Raw genomic sequence first — 16,119 nt, 5'->3', positions numbered from 1 at the left:
AGTCTGAACCCAGAGAGCCGGGATGTCTGCAGAGCGAAACGACGCTACTGCGGGGGCCGCGGTCATGTCCGCACTTGTACGCAGGCACGGCTTGGTCGCGCCGCGCCGTGGTCGGCATCTTCCCGACCGTAGTGCCCTCACTCGTGGTTGGCGACATGCTCAGCGAGCAACACGACGACTGGCGCGAAGGCCGCCTCTACATCCTCGCCGTCCTCGACAAGTGTCGCCGACGTGCCGAACAGCGTCACCAACGTCCGTGGTCGGTACAGCTAGCTGATGGGTAATTCTCGTGCCAGGGCGCGTTGATTGGCACGGGCGACGGTGAGTTCGGCATGGAAGCCGCTGTGCTTGTTCTGGTCGAGGTTCAGCGGGAGTAGCAGGTCGCGGATGAGTTGGCTTTCCAGTAGCCAGGGCGTTGGGGTGGCGACCCAGCACACGCGTGCATGGCGAGCCATCCAGTCGGACAGGATCGCCTCGTCGTGGCCGAAGGTCATCCGTTGCCCAGAACCAACGCGGCGCAGCTGAATGCCCAGTTGTGCCTTCGGCGAGATCCCGACGTACAGCAAGGCGCCAGCGGCGGCGTGATGGCACCGTTGCACCGGGACGCGCGGCGGGGTTTGGTCGAAGTACCAGGCATACACGCCGGACACCGCAGGCACCGGGCAGGGCCGCGTAAGGACCTCGGCGCGGGTCAGTACGGCAGCCGGCTCAAGCAATGCGGCGAGCTCGTCAGCGTAGTCGGATGGTGGCACACCATCATGTTGCCGTACGGATGAGGCATGGGCGATCCGCGGATCGGAGGCCAGCAGGAGTGGCACCGGCAAGTAGCCGAACTGCCGGGTGCGGCGGACCCTTGCAGTACATCGCCGCCGTGGGATCAAACGTGGTGCGAAATGGAGTCAAAGCGGCTCTTCGAGGTTAGCCGGTTCCGAGATGCCGCGGGGGCGCGTCGGCAGCATTGAGGGCGGCGCCAGCCTCGTAAGGGAGCCCAGCCCTGAATTTGAGGGTTTGCCGGATGTCAAGCCGAGCGATCGCTTGGACAGTCGAAGCATGTCGTACGTAGTCGAATCGGAGACCGTCGCCACTTCTCGCTCGCCCACCCGCGGGCCAGAGCCAAGCCCCGTCCGGAGCCACCTGGTCACAGCCGTGGTGTGCACGCTGGTGTGCTTCGCGCCGCTGGGGGTCGCCGCAGTCGTGTACGCCGGCAACGTCCGCACCCGGCTGGCGCTCGGCGACATCGAGGGCGCCCGGCGCCAGTCGCGGATGGCGAAGTGGCTGTGCTGCGCCAGCGCCGCGGTGACGGTCGGCTTCCTGCTGATCATCGTGGTCGGCGCGGCCGGCTACTCCGACGTCCACTGAAACACCCAACACGAAAGAACCGGGTCCGAAGCGACAGACCCGATTCTCTTTGCGAGGTCAGGGCAGGTAGCCGCCGTCGTGCAGGCCGGCCCACTGCTCGAACACGTTCCGGTGGAAGTCACCTCTGGTCCGCGCGGACTCGACGCCGTAAACCACGGCGAAGGCGGTGCCGAACGTGGCCCACTCGTCCGAGTGCCTCGACTCGTGGCGCTGCCTGTCGGTGCCGTCCAGGTCGCCATACAGCCAGACGTTACCCACCGTCGTGCCGGCGTTGGCGTAGCCGCCGTGCATCGACTCGCAGCCGACGGTCAGGTCGCCTTGGACGTTGCAGGTTCCGCCATGCGCGCGACCCCAGACTACGGCCACGGCACTTTCCGGCAGGTTGGCGATCGCCCGTGCGACTGTGGCGGTCTGGGGACCGACGATAACGACGGCGACCGTCAGCGCAGCGGCGATGCGGATGCGCCGGGCCACGGAGGTGGCCGGCTCTTGCGGGTAGGTGTCCATACCGGAAGGTTCTGGCGCTCAGACGCTCCCGTCGTCCGGCATTGCCTCAATTTGCGGCTGGTGCAGCCTTACTGGCTGGCGAAGGGGCGATGGCAGATCGCGGCCGAGACGACCGTCTCAGCGGGTTCCTCATCTGAAGGCCGAACGGCTCCTGCATGGAGCGGCGTCTGATCCGACGAACCAGGTGGATCGACCCGGACGTTGACGACGGCAGCCGACGACGACTCAGTCGATCGGGATGAGTGGTTCCCTCGCCGGTACATCTCCGCCGAGCGCTGAGCTAGGCCGGGTCCGTTTCGTCGATGAGGCCGGCTCGTTCGGCCACGGTGGCCGCCTGGACCCGGTTGGTCACCCCAAGCTTGCGGAGGATGTGCGTGACGTGGACGCTCGCGGTCTTCGGGCTGATGAACAGCTGGGCGCCGATCTCCGAGTTGGTGCGTCCGCTCGCGACCAGCCGCAGGACGAGCAGTTCACGGTCGGTCAGCCCATACAACGCTCCCCAGTCCGGCGTTGGGGGCGCGGCCATCGTGGCACTGGACGGTGTGTCGAGGCTGATGCGGGCGCGCCGTGCGAGCGCACGGATCTCGGCGATCAGCGGCGCGTGCCCGGCGGCAGCGGCCGCGGCTGACCGCAATGCGGCAGCGGCGACATCCGGCTGCTGTCCGGCGAGGAGTTGCGCCTCGGCCTGGCGCCACCACGCGTAGGCGGCGTGATGCGGTCGGGACAGTGCTTCCCAATGTTTGGCCGACAGATTCCATAGGTCCGGTTGGCTCCGATTTGTCAGGCGCGTACGTTCGGCGTACCACGTTGCGCGGGCGGCGGCGCCAGCGACGATGTACGCGCTGTCCCGAAGCGGATCGGCGGTCTGCCGCTCGCGCCAACCGTTGATGTGCTCTGCGGCCGCTAACGCGAACTGCACGCCACCGTCGTCACGGCCTGCACGGGCGTGGGCGGCGAGGTCCGCGCATGCCCGCATGCCGAGCACAAGCAGCGACCCGCACGTCTGCACGTCAGTGGTGCCGTCGAGATCCTCGAGTGCTGCTTCGACCTCGCTAACTGCATCGGCGGGCCGCGATCGCCACAGGTCGATCTCTGCGGCGTACTGCGCAATTTCCCGGTTGAACTCGACATTTCCGCCGACTGGCAGTGCTTGAATCTGCTGCATCCGCTGCTTTGCCGCTTCGGTCTCCCCGCGGAGCAGGTCCAGGCGCGCCCGCTCAAGATCCAGTAGCCACCGATCTCGCATCGCAGGGCCCGGCGTTTGTGGATCCAGCACAGCGGCGGCGTCGACAATCCGGCCCAACCCCAACAATGCCTCGGCCGCGTTCGAGGCCAGCGCAACGCCGCCAAAGCTTGCCGCCCGGCCGCCGCGTCGAAGGGCGTCGAGGTGGCGTAGCGCCACTCTGCTTGCCTCCTCAAGGTTCTGGGTCTTGAGCAGAACATCGCTCTCGACCAGAGCCAACCACTGAACCGACTCGGGGTCGGTGTTGGTATCCACCAACCGCCATGCCCGTTCGAGAAGGGCGAAGCCTTGCTTGAGCTGGGCCTGAACGAAGTGATCGTGCGCCATCATGGCGAAAAGTCGAGGCAAGACCGGCGAACCCGCTGCCTCAGCGACCTCCATGGCTCGAAGCAGGCTGCTGCGGCCGCGGACCTGACGGCCTGCGCTCCTGAGCAGATTGGAGTGCAGGACCAGCGCCGCGGCGTGGTCGGTCGACGGTGGAGCACCGTCGAAGAGGCGCAGTGCCTCCTCGACCAATTCGAGTCCGGCCTCCGCCGAATCGATGGACCGATGGAACCCTGCGCGGTGGTGGATGACCGCGGCTACCGCGCGATCCGGGTGGTCAGCGAAGAGCCGGTACGCCTCCTCGGCCACCTCGCCGGCGCGAATGCCGTCGCCACTCGCCTCCAGCGCATCGACGGCCTGGACGTATAGGCCGGGCACCTCAAGGCCGAGCGGACGTGCCTGCTCGGGTACCTCCCTGCACAGCTCGATCGCCCGGAGCCTGTGTGTCGCGGCCTCGTCGTAGGCGAACATGCGCTCGGCCGCGTCGGCGGCGCGGAGCCTGGCTCGAAGCTCCTCCGTCGGGCGACCCGCGGCGGCCCAGTGACCCGCGACCTCCGCGGCCAGCCTGGTGTCCGCGAGTCCGTCCAAGGCCTCAGCGGCCCGGCTGTGCAGCTCGGAGCGCTCGCCGGGGAGAAGCTCGGCCACCACGGCCTCAGCCAGCAGGGCGTGCCGCGGACGATACTCGCCGTCCGACGTACGGTCGACCAGCAACCGGCTGGCGGCCAGCTCCTTCAGCGCCGCACGAACAGCGCCTCCGGCTATAGCCGTGATCTGCACAATGAGTGCCTCGGTCACAGGCCGTCCAACGACGGCGAGCGCCTCCAACACCCGCCGAGCGTCGGCGCCGACACGCCTCGTCCGGGCCACCAGCAACTCTGCCAGACCGGCCGGGACCTCGCTCGGTAGCCGAAGCTCATCGCCCTGAGATCCGCCAACCGCTGCAGCCATGAGCTGCTCAACAAAGAACGGATTTCCCTCTCCCCGCGCCTGCAGCTCACGGACCAGCATGGGCGGTGCCGGAGCGCCGAGAATCGCCGCGGCCTGCTGCTCCACTTCCTCACCCGACAGGGGAGCGAGCCTAACCTCCTCGATGTTTGGTTGGCGGCGTACGTGGTTCATCCACGCGGTGACGGGCGGGTCGAGCGACCCCTCGTCGCTCCGGCACGTCACCACGTACGTCGGTCGGTGCGCGGCGTGTGCAAGGTAGGTAAGGCAGTCCAGCGTCGCGTCATCTGCCCAGTGCACATCCTCGACGAGCAACGTCACCGCCACGCGTCGGGCGATCTCCTCCAACAGCTCGCCCACTGCCGTGAACAGCCGCTCACGCTGCCACTCCGCCCCTGAAGCGGCGTGCACCTGTGCCGGCTTGCCAAGCCGAGGCACCAGCCGCCCAACCTCCGCAAGGACGTACGGAGGGACAACGGCCAGAACCCCATCGAGCAGTCGACTGTCCGGAGCCCGGACGAACTCCCGCAGGGCGTCGGCGAGCGGGAGCAACGGCAACGTCTCGGTCAACGGCAGGCAGCCGCCTGTCAGCAACACGACGCGAGCCTCGCTAGCGCGCCTGAAGGCTTCACCGATCAGTCGGGTCTTACCGATGCCAGCCTCGCCGGTGACCAGGATCATCCTCCCGCCCTCGGACAGGGCCGTACCCAAGCGCGCCAATTCGACGGCCCGGCCGACAAACGGGGCAGACTGCTCCACAGCACAACGTCAACAGCAGCCGGGCGCGCCGTCAATCCGTGGCACCCCTCCACCGCGAACGCAATCCGCGCACTGGCGTGGCACGGTTCGTGACGCGAACTGGAGTTAAATTGTGCGGGCCGAGGTCTCCGGAGGGGCCTACGGAGACACCCTTGACGACTGAAGATGGCAGAGTGCATGCCATCGCGCAGCCTTATTGATCTGCGGGTTGTCGGTTCGAGTCCGACGGGGCCTACCAGCAGTACTACGCCCACGCCCCTCCCCCGTCGGCGCTCCCTCCCACCCCCGGCCCGCCGCTCCTCCGTCGCGGCTCGCTGTCGGCCGCGCCTCGCCTTCGTCCAGCCATCCCGGCCGACGTACATGACAACTGCCCCAAGCCTCGGCCACGTCGACGCCTTGGTCCTGACCAGCCCGACCGATCCCCGGCAGAGAAAGTAGTCGGAGGAAGCACGATTCCGACTCCTCAACGAGATCTACGAGCGGCGCAACCCGCGGACCAAGGCGACGGTCAACCAACGGCTAGATCTACCTCGCCGAAGCCGACTTCAAGTTCAACACCTCGACGTCTAGCGCGCTCATGAGCGTGATTCCACGGCGCCGGCGGCAACGTCGCCGATATCAGCGGCTATGAGGTCATCGTCAGCCTCGCCGCGGTCGCGGATCACAACCTTTGTGGCCACCAAATGACCCAAGCTGGGCGCGAGCGGCCACGTTGGCCTCCGCTGGCTCGACATCACCGATCAGCCGCTCGGCCGTCGTGCGCAGGCCAACCACCAAAGTCGCATTCGCATCGCGCCACGAGATTCCACGTTGGTCTCTGCGAAGGCGCCTGCCACTTGTGCTGACAGCACTAGCGGTTCAGTGTTGGTCAGAGGGGGTTCGGTAGTCGGCATCGGGGGCGTCATGGCAAGCGACAACGTCGTCAAGGCTGCCTGGATCACGGGCATTTTCGCGATCATTGCTGTCGTCATACCGTTGGTGATCAAAGTAGCCGATGGACCCTCCGAAGGAGGTTCGCCTCAGTCGATCGCCTCGGCGACCGTCACGGATCCAGCGCCACCCGCAACAACTTCGAGACCACCACGAGCAACAAGTACGGGACCACCGCCGGCGACCGTTCCCAAACCACCGCCTGTGGTAATTCCCACACCGGCCAGCAGTTCGATAACGCTATCCGTACCCTCTGGACCGGCCGGCGCGCGCGTGATCGTCAGCGGCAAGCGGTTCAGGTCCAATGCCACCATCTACATCAGCACCGGGGCCGACGACGAAGAGCCGGTCACGGTGCAAACGAACGACTCCGGCGAGTTTCGAGTCCTTTTTAGCCTTCCCGCACTGACATGCAATGGCACACCAGTGATGGTGGCGGCCCTTGACCTACTGGCCGACGAGTTGCCGAACGCAACTTACCTCGTCACGTCAGGTGGGATTCCATGCTGAGTGACCGCGACCGACGATGTCGGTCGGACTCCAGGCCGAGCTCGCACGCGGCGAGGTGACTTCGCACGACCTGCGTCGACCAGCATTTGCGACGCTCGATGGGGCTGTCATCAGCGCGACTTCGTATCGCTCCGCCAGAAACCTCGTCAGCGGAAGCGGGCCCCAGAGGGCGGCAAACAATCAGATCGCCGAGGGTTGATGCTCTGCGGCCCAGCGGTCGGCACAACCTTCGCTATATGCACGCGCGCGACAGCAGCAATCAGATTGAATCGAACGTTGGCATTTGAGTGCCGCTCGCCGGTGCCGGCCGCATTGACGTTCCGCAAGAGCAGGTCCTGCCCGACCTGCAAGTCTGTCCCGGTCATGGCGGCCCCAGATTCATGGGGATAGCGTCGCTCCAGACGCGTCCAGTTGGCCGCCGACGCGAGCGCCGGCCAACCGCAATGTCCCGGCCTTGCCGACACCGGTTGCAGTGGGCTTTTGGAGGAACAGATCCCGTTCGATCTGCACGTTGTCGGCATTCAAGGCATCCACTCTGACCGGTGCTAAGCAGGCCGGCTCGGCGGCCGGGACCTGTGTGCTTGCAGTTCTGGTTGCAGTTCGGCCGCGTTCGGTCCGGTTCGGACGAGTCGCGCTCGCAGAGGAGCAGGGCGAAATGAACCCGTGCGGATCACTCCGGACAGCGACAGGTCGAACTTAATCCTCGCTGCTGCTGGAGCACGAAGTGCAGCAACGGGACCAACCAGCAACGACTTTGAGGCCCCCTCATTGGCCCGACGCCACGCTCAATCGGCCGTCGATGACGATGCTGCCCCGAGTTCGCAACGAGGCGCACGTACTTGCGGTTCATCAGAATCCGGACCGTCCGAGGGCCTCTGCGAGAGCAACACCGAGCGCGACGTGGACCGCGGCGGACACCACCGGACGGCGGACGATCGAACTTGACCTCGGCGAGCGCATGATGTCTCGGTGAAGCACCGGGCATCCCAGCCTCTCCCCCGTTCTCCTCGTCGATTCAGGCCAGGACGCGAGCTCGTCATGTGCATCGTGGCCGGCATCTTGCTCATCGCTTTCGGTGTGATCGAGCTCGACGAGGCGCAGACCCTGGCAGACCGCTCCGAAGTGGCCACCGGCACAGTGCTCGAGCGGCGGTCGTCGGCGCCCCGCGCCAACACAACCTTTGTAGTCAAGTTCGTCACTCACTCTGGCCGGACCGTTGTGGGAGAAACGTGGCGAGTAGTCGAGAACCCCAAAGTCGGTGACCAGATCCAGATCGAGTATGACCCCGATGACCCGACCTTGGTGCAGGGTGCCGACTGGGGTCACAACTCCTGGTGGACACTCATCTACTTCGGGAGCGCAGCACTCGTCGTGGCCCTCGGTGTGGCTTACTCGTTCGAACGCCAGCCCGCCACCAAACAGAGGGAATCCACCGGCGACTGAGGTCAACACCCTTGACACGTAACCGTCAACCGTAGCTGGGCAAGCCACACAGCAGGACGGCGATCTGGGACGACTTACGGGTCGGGATTCAACGGGCGACGTGAGGAACCGAGTCGTAGCAACGAACCACGACCGCACCGCAAACGCCCAACTGACGCTGGAGAGCCGAAGGCCTCCAGTTGGTCAACAGGGTTCACGTCCGCCGGCCAGCCCTCAACGTTCACGGCGGAGTCCGCAGCGATGCGGTCGAGCAGTCGTATGACGCACGAAGTACGTCGGCATCGCGATGAGCTGAAGCGGTGGCGTACTGGTCCCACGTCCGGGTGGGCGTGGGACCAGTGTCGCCTTTACTCAGCGTGCGCCCGATCAGTGGTGCGAGGGCATGCAGATCGAGGCCGGGTTGCTGGTCTTGCAGAAGTTGCCACGGAACACGATGTTCTTGCCAGACCCGTCCCAGAGGATGTCCAGGTCGTTCTTCTTGAAGAAGTTGCGCACGACCGCGACGTTCTCCGGAGCATCCGAGCCGGCCAGCGCACCGTTGAGGACCGCGACACCCGCTGACGGGATGTCACCGGGCTTGGACGCGTTGTTGCCGATGATCTTGTTGGCCTTCACCAGCACGTGGTCGGCACCGAGCACGACGACGCCGTTGCCGGACAGGGCGGGTACCTCGGGCGGCTCGGCCGGGCAGAACCGGTCGTTGTCGGTGAGCAGGTTGCCGACCAGGGACCATGCGCCGCCCGGACGGTTGACCCCCTCCGGAGTGGTGCCATTCGGTCCGGTGTCGAGAACCAGGGCACCGATGCAGTTGGCCCGCATCACGTTGTGGGTCACCAGGCCATGCCGTGAGTCGCGCATGAACATGCCGAACGCCCAGCCCTTCAGCAGGTTGTGCGCCACGTACGCCTTCGCGTTGTCGGTGTCGCCGACATACAGGCCCGCCTCGCCGCCGTTGCCGAGCTCGGTGTTGTGGGTGAAGACGATGCCGGTGGACTCGAAGGCTGCCGCGCCGTACTCACCGTGCCTCAGCCCGGTGTGATGCGACACCTCGAACCCGCGCTTGGCTTCGAACGCCAACACGCCGATGCCCGGGTGGCCGTCCGTGGTGAGGTTGCTGACCCTGGACTTCCGGTCCGGACCCGCGAAGGCGAAGCCCGAGACCTCGTCCGGTGTCTCCCAGCAGGCGGTCTTCGTGAACTTCTTGGGTGGTTTGACGACCGTACGGCCCTGGCCGGCACCGATGATCGTGAGTCCCTTGCCGACGACGCACACCGCGTCGTAGTACACGCCCTTCTTCAACTTGATGGTGTCGCCTGAGCGAGCCTTGTCGACCACCTTCTGGATCGAGTGGCCCGGTTTCACCACCCAGGTGCGCGAGTGGTGCTTCCCGGTGGCTGACGCCGTCCCCGCGCTCGCGACGATCAGCCCGAGGATGGCGACCAACGTGACGACCAGGCGCCAGCCTGCTCGTCCCGCTCGGACGCTACCGCGCGAGCTGCGACCTGTTCCTGCTGAAGCTTTAGACCAAGGCTGAAAGCGCATGGTCCCTCCCTGTGCCTCGATGGGCATGGTGGCCGACCAGGCCCGAGCCCGGTGACCGCAGACGGATAGCCGCTTTGCGAACAGGTGGCGACCCCCGCCATCACCCGGCCATCGAGGCCGGGCGGAAGGGCGGGCACGGCCTACGCGTAGAAAGGCTGCAGTGTGCAGCCGAGCAGTCCGACCCCCAACACCGCGCAACAGCTACCCGCCCCACCGGGGACACTACGCAGGGAGGGCGCAAAGTCAAGCCCTGAAGGGATTCCAGCCCCGATGCGGTCGATGCGCAATGGATGTGAGTGACTCTGTGCTGGCGCTGCACCGGCAGGCAGTCACCCAGCTCGACGCGTCCAGGCACGTCAAGCCGCGCCACGCTCGGCGGCATGATCGCCAACAATGCTTGCGGTGCACACTCGGTCACCTGGAGTACGACTGCCGACAATCTGCGATTGCTCGAGGTGATCCTCGCCGATGGCACCCGCTGGCATCGTCCGATGAGTGCGCACCCGCTGATGCCGGTTCGAATCCTGCTGGGGAACCAACCTAATAAGCGTTTCATTTAGGCGCGTCAGTCGTTCGGTGTTCGTCATCAACGGCCGGCTGCGATTCCCTTGACCAGCTGAGGCTGGGCTGCCACGGTTAAGTTGACCGGTCTGGGGACACGGTGGGCCTCGGTCATCGAGGGTGTGGGGACGGCCGGTCGCCGCGGTGTGGGGACAGTCAGATGGCAAGTCGTCAGGTCTGCGTGTGGTGGACAGCGGTCTCGGTGATGCTCCTGGTCGGCTGCGGGTCCGATCCCGGAGCCGGCACGCCGACTACTCGATTCCCGACGAGTGGGGCGACAGCCAATGCGACGGTTCGCGGGCCGCAGCCGATCGAGGTCCAGTACCTGCAGAAGTTCGACACCGACGAGGGCGGGCCACAGGTGACGCGCTACCACCTGATCACCGACGGCGGCAGCAAGGTTCGGCTCAAGATTTCGATCTACGGGGATCCGGAGGCCACGGTTGTCGGCGAGGAGTACCTCACAACCTGGGATGGCAATCGCGTTTTGGTGTTCTCTGAGTCGCACGAGCCGCCGTACACCGTCTACGAGGCTCCGGGTGAGCACCCGGACGAGGTTCAGCGTGTGATGTCCTGGGCCGACTTCATCTGGTCAACAGCACAGCCCTCAGGATGTACCGATCTCAAGACCACGAAGACCATCATCGGCCGGACCGCGGCCGGATATCGGTGTGTGGAGCCGAGCCCCGAGCCGGGTACCCCCGCCACGAGTGAGGTCTGGTTCGATCAGGCCACCGGCATCCTTCTGCAGCATCCACTCATGGTGGCAGAGAAACTGGTGCTCAACCCCGCGATCACCGCGACGACGTTTTCGACCGAACCACCGCCCGGCGCGCGGTCGACAGTCGTCGCGGCCGAGCACCCGGCATCCGGGAAGTCCAAGCAAGCACCCGACTTCACACTGGAGTTGGTCAAAGGCGGTCGGATCGGACTGAAGGATCTTGCCGGCCAACCGTTCGTACTCGCGTTCTTTCCGTCGGACCTGGCCTTTGACGAGAGCGGTGATGCGTTCCCCGGCCTCCGGGAAGCGTTGCTAAAACTGCAGATCCTGAGTGGCAACGGCACGAAGCCGCGAGTGCTCGCAGTCCAGGAGGGGAGCCTGGGAAAGCCCGGGTACCCACTGGCTGTCCCCGGCCTCACACTCCCCGTCGCCCACGAAGACACCCCGACTGTGAACAGCCTCTTCGCGCTGGCGAGTTTTGCCTTCGTTGGCGCTGACAGCACAATCGTTGCCTCCTACAACCGCGTGCCGACCGAGCAGGAACTGACCCAGAGCCTCGCCGCCCTCCGGTGAATGGCCTGCACTCAGGTGGTCGTCGACGTCGACCCTTGCACGACGCACCACCACCGTCCCGGCCCACCCGTCCGCTGCTGAGCGGATGCCAGTGCACAGCTTTAGCTCCCCCCGCACGAGGAATGCTGTGCCGCATGCGGGCGCTAGGGCCGGTCAAGGAGGAAGGTCTGCATCGGGCCCTTTCCCTTGACCTCGATGGTGCCGCGCGGACGTACGGCGAACTCCGGGCCGAGGGCGGCGGCCACCCGTCCCGTGACCTGGATCTCGCCGGGTGGGCCGTGGGACTCCATCCGGCTCGCAGTGTTCACTGTGTCGCCCCAGAGGTCGTAGATGAACTTGCGCCGGCCGATCACGCCGGCCACCACCGGTCCCGAGTCGATTCCTATCCGGACCGCGAGCCAGCCCTGCCCGGGCTGGGCTGCGATCCGGGCAACCTCGTCGCGCAGCGCGAGCGCGGTACGGGCGACCGCTGCGAGGTGGTCCGGCCGCGGCTTCGGTAGGCCGCCGACCAGCATGTACGCGTCGCCGATCGTCTTGATCTTCTCGACCCCCTCGGTGTCGGCGATCCGGTCGAACGCGGAAAACACCTGGTCCAGCAGCTTCACGACGTCCGCCGCCGCCATCACCGCCGATCGCGCCGTGAAGCCGACGATGTCGGCGAAGAGCACGCTCACCGCGTCGTAGTGTTCCGCGATCACCCCTGGCTCTGTCTTGAGGCGCTCGGCGATCGGCTCCGGCAGCACGTTGAGCAGGAGCCGCTCCGAACGCTCCCGCTCGGCCCGGAGGTCCCGATGGGCTCGTTCCCGCTGCTCCACGAAGTAGCTGAGCATCACGTACGCGCACACCATGACGCCCGCGATGTTCAGTACCAAGAACGTGACCACGAAGCCGGGTGGCAGCGCCGACGGGGATTGTGCGAGTCGGGAATCGACCAGGGCGAGCGCGGCCAACTCGACGAAGAACGCCACCAGCCACGGCACGGAGCGCCGGATACCGAGCAACGCGAGCGCCGCCAGTGGCACGAAGACCGCCCAGAGGATCATCGCGCTCGAGGCCACGAAGCCGCCGAGCGAGACCTGCAGCAAAGCCGGCAGCACCAGGAACGCCAGCAGCTGCGTGTTGCGGAACGTGGCGAAATGCCGCGTCCGGGCCAGGACGGCCAGCCCGATGACGGTGATCACCTGGTAGAAGCCTGGGATCGCCGCCGAGACCGGCTCGCCGTAGGCGAGGTACGTGGTCACCCAGATCGTGGAGATCGCCGTGATCAGCAGCGACGAGAAGATGAGCGTGCCCTGTCGGAGCCGCTCGTCGTGGGTGTTCTCCGGCCGAGCGCCGAGATCGGCCAGCCGCTCCAACCCGCGCACGATAGCCCGCCCCGGGCCACGCCCGTGGACGCCAGCCTGGAGCCAGGACCCGGTCACCTGAGGATCGTATGCGCGCAATCCCCTGGCTACGTCCTCCGAACAGGCCCTTAGATGCGGGCGGGTGGACACTGATGAGGTGGGGATCGCGCGTGTACGGCCGGATCCTCCGCTCGCCGGCCGACCTATTGAGCAACAGTTGCTCGTGGCTGCTCTGGAGCAAGCCGCGAGTGGTCAGCCCCGCGCGGTGGTCGTGCACGGGGAGGCTGGCGTGGGCAAGACCCAGCTGGTCCGCAGAACATGCGAAGGTCTGGGCGCCGGAACGCAGGTGCTGTTGGGAACCTGTGTGCATTTCGGCGAGGCGACCGTCCCCTTCGGGCCCGTGGCAGGCGCTTTGCAGGCCTGGCGAGCGCAGGCCGACGAGACGTCCCGCATGGAGGTGTTGTCCGGAGCCGGTGATCTCGGCACTCTGTTGCCCGCACTGAGTGAGGCCCGTATCCCGGAACCGGGACAACTGCTGCCGTTGATCGACAGGGTTCTCAACCGCCTCGCAGATCGTGCACCGACTGTGCTGGTGATCGACGATCTGCAGTGGGCAGACACCGCATCGCTCGACGCACTCGCGTATCTGATCACGGGATTCCGCCAGCAGCGCCTGGCGCTGCTGGCGACCTGCCGCGACGAGCACCGTCGCGACGGACATCCGCTGCACGGCTGGCTCGCGGACATGCGGCGAATGCCGCTGTTCACCGAGGTTCACCTCGACAGGATCAATCTGGCGGCGACCGAGACGCAGATCGAGTCCTTGTTGGGCCGTGCGGTGGACATCGATTTGGCGGTCCAGGTCTATGAGCGTTCAGGCGGCAACCCATATCTGACCGAGCTCCTCGTACGCGGCCTGACCGGTAGCGAAGCAGAGCTTCCGGCGACCGCACCGGCTGCTTTGAAAGACGCGCTGCTGGCCAGCTGGCACGGCCTGTCCACCATGGCGCGGCAGGTCACTCGCTTGCTTGCTGTCGGCGGTCGCCCGACAGAGCTCGCGGTGCTGACCGCCGTAGCGAGCGAGCACAGGATCTCCCCAGCACTGCTGTACGAATGCTTGACCGAGGCCCGCGATCACGGTGTGGCTGAGGCGGACGGTGAGAGTCGCTGGTGGTTCCGTCACCCGCTGCTCGCCGAAGTGCTGGACGATGAGCTTCCGCCGGGTGACGCCGCGCGTATGGCGGCGACTTATGTACGCGCCTTGGAGGCCCGGTCGGCCACCGAGCCCGGACGCGCCGCGGACCTAGCCACTCACAACCACCGAGCTGGAAGATCCGACGAGACGTATTCCTGGTCGCTGGCCGCGGCGGATGGCGCCGCCGTACTACGTGCGGCAGCCGTGGAAGCTATCCACCTGGAGCGGGCCTGCTCGTTGTGGGACGAGGTGTCGCCAGAGGTTCGCGGCTCGGCCGCCGGTCACGTGGACCTGCTCCGCCGCACGAGCCGTGTCTGCGGCCGGGCCGGCCGGTTCGACACGGCTGTCAGCCTGGTGGAGCATGCGCTGGAGCTGGTCGATCAGGATTCCGAGCCGCTTCTCACCAGCACGCTGCTGCTTGCATGCTGGGAAGCGAAGTATCGCGGCTCAGCTACCGAGAAGGCGCCACTGGACGAACTCGTCGAGGCTGTTCGCCTCACGAGTGCTTACCCAGATAGTGCCGAGCGTGCGCTGGCGTTGGCCGGCTTAGCAGCTGGGGAGCAATGGGAGGGGCTGCATGACGAGGCGGTCGCCCATGCCGAAGAGGCCGTGCGGGTCGGGCGGAAGTCACGATCTGAGCCCGCGTTGGCCGGCGCTTTCAGCACCCGTGCGTGTGTCCGTCTTCAGGACTCTGCGCCGAAGGCTCTGGCCGACGCGCAGGACGCCATGCGGCTGGCGCGATCGTGCGGGTCCACGGAGTGGTTGGAGAACGCCGCGAGGTGGCAGTGGATCGCCTTGAAATACCTAGGGAGAACAGAGGAAGCTACGACCGAGGCGCGAGAGGTGTTCGAAGAAGTGCTCGGGGTGGGCTCGGCATGGGCGTATGTTCTGGCCTCCAGCGCGGCGGAGGGACTTCTTTGGCTAGGTCGTTGGAACGAATGTCGTGAATTGCTTCGGACGGCATTGGCTGCACGCTGTGCTGGCATACCGGGAGCATCGGTTCGATTGACGGCGGCACAGTTGGCCGCCCGGTGTGGACGTGTTGCAGAGGCCGAGTCACACCTGGACCGGGCCCTCGAGTTGGTCTCTGAAGACTTCGCCGGACTGCACACAGACGTCAGCGCGGCCGGCGCCGACGTCTTCCTGGCGTCTGGACGACCACAGAAGGCGCTGCGGTGGCTCCACAGCCGGATCGCCGTACCAGCGAAATCCGGCTACAGCGAGGATCTCCTCGTCGATTTTGCCCATGCTGCCGCCGAGACCGCCCGAGCTGCTAGGGATGCTGAAGACGCGAACGGCGAGGTGCAGGCGCACGCCACACTTGATGACCTGATTGCCAGATGGCCATCGGAGCCGTTCACGTCCGAGCGGACCGACTCCCTGGACATGGCGATGACCAAGGCGCTCTATCGCGCCGAGGTGGCGCGCTGCCGGGGAGAGGCGGGGCAGGTTGAGCTGTGGCGGCAGGCGATCGACAGCTGCAATGTGGCCGGGTCACCTTGGCCGGAAGCCACCTCACGTCTGCGGTGCGCAGAGGCCATGCTTGCGGCCGGATCGCGCGCGTCCACGGTGAGCGAACTGTTGCGGCAGGCCCACGCGACGGCTGTCGAACTCGGCGCACAACCACTGCGAGACGAGGTCGAGTCGCTCGCCCGGATGGCACGCATCATCCTTCGCGAGCCTGCCCCGATCGCGGACACGCCTCGAGTCGAGGGTGCACTGGCAAGTCTCACAGCACGAGAACGGGAGATCCTCACCTTCCTGGTCGCCGGCCGCTCAAACCGCGAGATCGCCATCGACCTTGTGATCAGCAGCAAAACCGTCAGCGTCCACGTCTCCAACATCCTGCGCAAGACCGGCACCTCGACCCGCCTGGAGGCAGCCGCACTCGCCGATCGGTTGGCCACCCACCGCGACAACTGAAGACCCGATGCTTAGCGAACGACGCTGGCTAGACCCGCGCCCGCGACCACCCCTCGGTCCGGGTGGCGCTAAGGCCGTCCGGCGCCAGCGACCCGCCTTAGATCCGGACCGTTATCACTGCCGCTGATCTGCCGATCCTCGCGCGGACTGTTTCGGCTCGACCGGGCAAGCCGGCACATATCGCTGCCGGTACATCCACATCCGCCATGTCACGCGACCTGGTCGAGACGTGAGGCGGTCC

At 66.4% G+C, this 16,119-nt stretch carries 11 protein-coding genes; 5 read left to right on the top strand and 6 right to left on the bottom strand.

Features of this window, described 5'->3' with window-relative positions; translation table 11 throughout:
* Positions 1-269: 269 nt before the first annotated feature.
* Positions 270-818, bottom strand: a complete 549-nt coding sequence (locus ACFPJ1_RS25370; protein ID WP_380107596.1) for a GIY-YIG nuclease family protein — start codon at positions 816-818, stop codon at positions 270-272.
* Between the two features lie 232 nt (positions 819-1,050).
* Between ACFPJ1_RS25370 and ACFPJ1_RS25365 the strand changes: the two genes are divergently transcribed.
* Positions 1,051-1,359, top strand: a complete 309-nt coding sequence (locus ACFPJ1_RS25365; RefSeq protein WP_380107595.1) for a CD225/dispanin family protein — start codon at positions 1,051-1,053, stop codon at positions 1,357-1,359.
* Positions 1,360-1,416: 57 nt separating this feature from the next.
* Here ACFPJ1_RS25365 and ACFPJ1_RS25360 read toward each other — a convergent pair whose 3' ends face one another.
* From ACFPJ1_RS25360 to ACFPJ1_RS25350, 3 genes are all read right to left on the bottom strand, one after another.
* Positions 1,417-1,866, bottom strand: coding sequence for a hypothetical protein (locus ACFPJ1_RS25360; RefSeq protein ID WP_380107593.1), 450 nt, complete (start codon positions 1,864-1,866; stop codon positions 1,417-1,419).
* 280 nt (positions 1,867-2,146) lie between these two features.
* Positions 2,147-5,137, bottom strand: a complete 2,991-nt coding sequence (locus tag ACFPJ1_RS25355) for a helix-turn-helix transcriptional regulator (protein ID WP_380107591.1) — start codon at positions 5,135-5,137, stop codon at positions 2,147-2,149.
* 1,019 nt (positions 5,138-6,156) lie between these two features.
* The gene (locus ACFPJ1_RS25350; RefSeq protein WP_380107589.1) at positions 6,157-6,381 is read right to left on the bottom strand and encodes a hypothetical protein; all 225 of its coding nucleotides are present in this window, start codon (positions 6,379-6,381) and stop codon (positions 6,157-6,159) included.
* Positions 6,382-7,615: 1,234 nt separating this feature from the next.
* Between ACFPJ1_RS25350 and ACFPJ1_RS25345 the strand changes: the two genes are divergently transcribed.
* Complete coding sequence (locus tag ACFPJ1_RS25345; protein WP_380107586.1) at positions 7,616-8,020, top strand: DUF3592 domain-containing protein; 405 nt, start codon at positions 7,616-7,618, stop codon at positions 8,018-8,020.
* 366 nt (positions 8,021-8,386) lie between these two features.
* Here ACFPJ1_RS25345 and ACFPJ1_RS25340 read toward each other — a convergent pair whose 3' ends face one another.
* Positions 8,387-9,463, bottom strand: a complete 1,077-nt coding sequence (locus ACFPJ1_RS25340; RefSeq protein WP_380107585.1) for a right-handed parallel beta-helix repeat-containing protein — start codon at positions 9,461-9,463, stop codon at positions 8,387-8,389.
* A gap of 395 nt (positions 9,464-9,858) precedes the next feature.
* Here ACFPJ1_RS25340 and ACFPJ1_RS25335 point away from each other — a divergent pair, with 395 nt between their 5' ends.
* Both ACFPJ1_RS25335 and ACFPJ1_RS25330 read left to right on the top strand, forming a co-directional pair.
* Positions 9,859-10,122 carry an FAD-binding oxidoreductase gene (locus tag ACFPJ1_RS25335; RefSeq protein WP_380107584.1) on the top strand — a complete coding sequence of 88 codons (264 nt, stop codon included), beginning with the start codon at positions 9,859-9,861 and terminating at the stop codon, positions 10,120-10,122.
* A gap of 161 nt (positions 10,123-10,283) precedes the next feature.
* On the top strand, positions 10,284-11,417 hold the full coding sequence (locus ACFPJ1_RS25330; RefSeq protein ID WP_380107582.1) for a hypothetical protein: 1,134 nt from the start codon (positions 10,284-10,286) through the stop codon (positions 11,415-11,417).
* A 143-nt stretch (positions 11,418-11,560) separates the two neighbouring features.
* On the opposite strand, the gene ACFPJ1_RS25325 is transcribed toward ACFPJ1_RS25330, so the two are convergent.
* The gene (locus tag ACFPJ1_RS25325) at positions 11,561-12,838 is read right to left on the bottom strand and encodes an adenylate/guanylate cyclase domain-containing protein (RefSeq protein WP_380107580.1); all 1,278 of its coding nucleotides are present in this window, start codon (positions 12,836-12,838) and stop codon (positions 11,561-11,563) included.
* 64 nt (positions 12,839-12,902) lie between these two features.
* Between ACFPJ1_RS25325 and ACFPJ1_RS25320 the strand changes: the two genes are divergently transcribed.
* On the top strand, positions 12,903-15,878 hold the full coding sequence (locus tag ACFPJ1_RS25320; protein WP_380107579.1) for a helix-turn-helix transcriptional regulator: 2,976 nt from the start codon (positions 12,903-12,905) through the stop codon (positions 15,876-15,878).
* Positions 15,879-16,119 lie beyond the last annotated feature (241 nt).

Origin of the sequence: Kribbella qitaiheensis (assembly GCF_042657745.1) — a bacterium.
Taxonomy (GTDB): domain Bacteria; phylum Actinomycetota; class Actinomycetes; order Propionibacteriales; family Kribbellaceae; genus Kribbella; species Kribbella qitaiheensis.
Note: the sequence above shows the minus strand (reverse complement) of the source record. Positions and strands in the feature narration are given on the sequence as shown.

Bases quoted from the DNA above. Each gene is read 5' to 3' on its own strand.
- ACFPJ1_RS25345 (WP_380107586.1), top strand. From the start codon at position 7,616: ATGTGCATCGTGGCCGGCATCTTGCTCATCGCTTTCGGTGTGATCGAG.
- ACFPJ1_RS25365 (WP_380107595.1), top strand. From the start codon at position 1,051: ATGTCGTACGTAGTCGAATCGGAGACCGTCGCCACTTCTCGCTCGCCC.
- ACFPJ1_RS25350 (WP_380107589.1), bottom strand. From the start codon at position 6,381: ATGGTGGCATTGGACCTGAACCGCTTGCCGCTGACGATCACGCGCGCG.
- ACFPJ1_RS25360 (WP_380107593.1), bottom strand. From the start codon at position 1,866: ATGGACACCTACCCGCAAGAGCCGGCCACCTCCGTGGCCCGGCGCATC.
- ACFPJ1_RS25330 (WP_380107582.1), top strand. From the start codon at position 10,284: ATGGCAAGTCGTCAGGTCTGCGTGTGGTGGACAGCGGTCTCGGTGATG.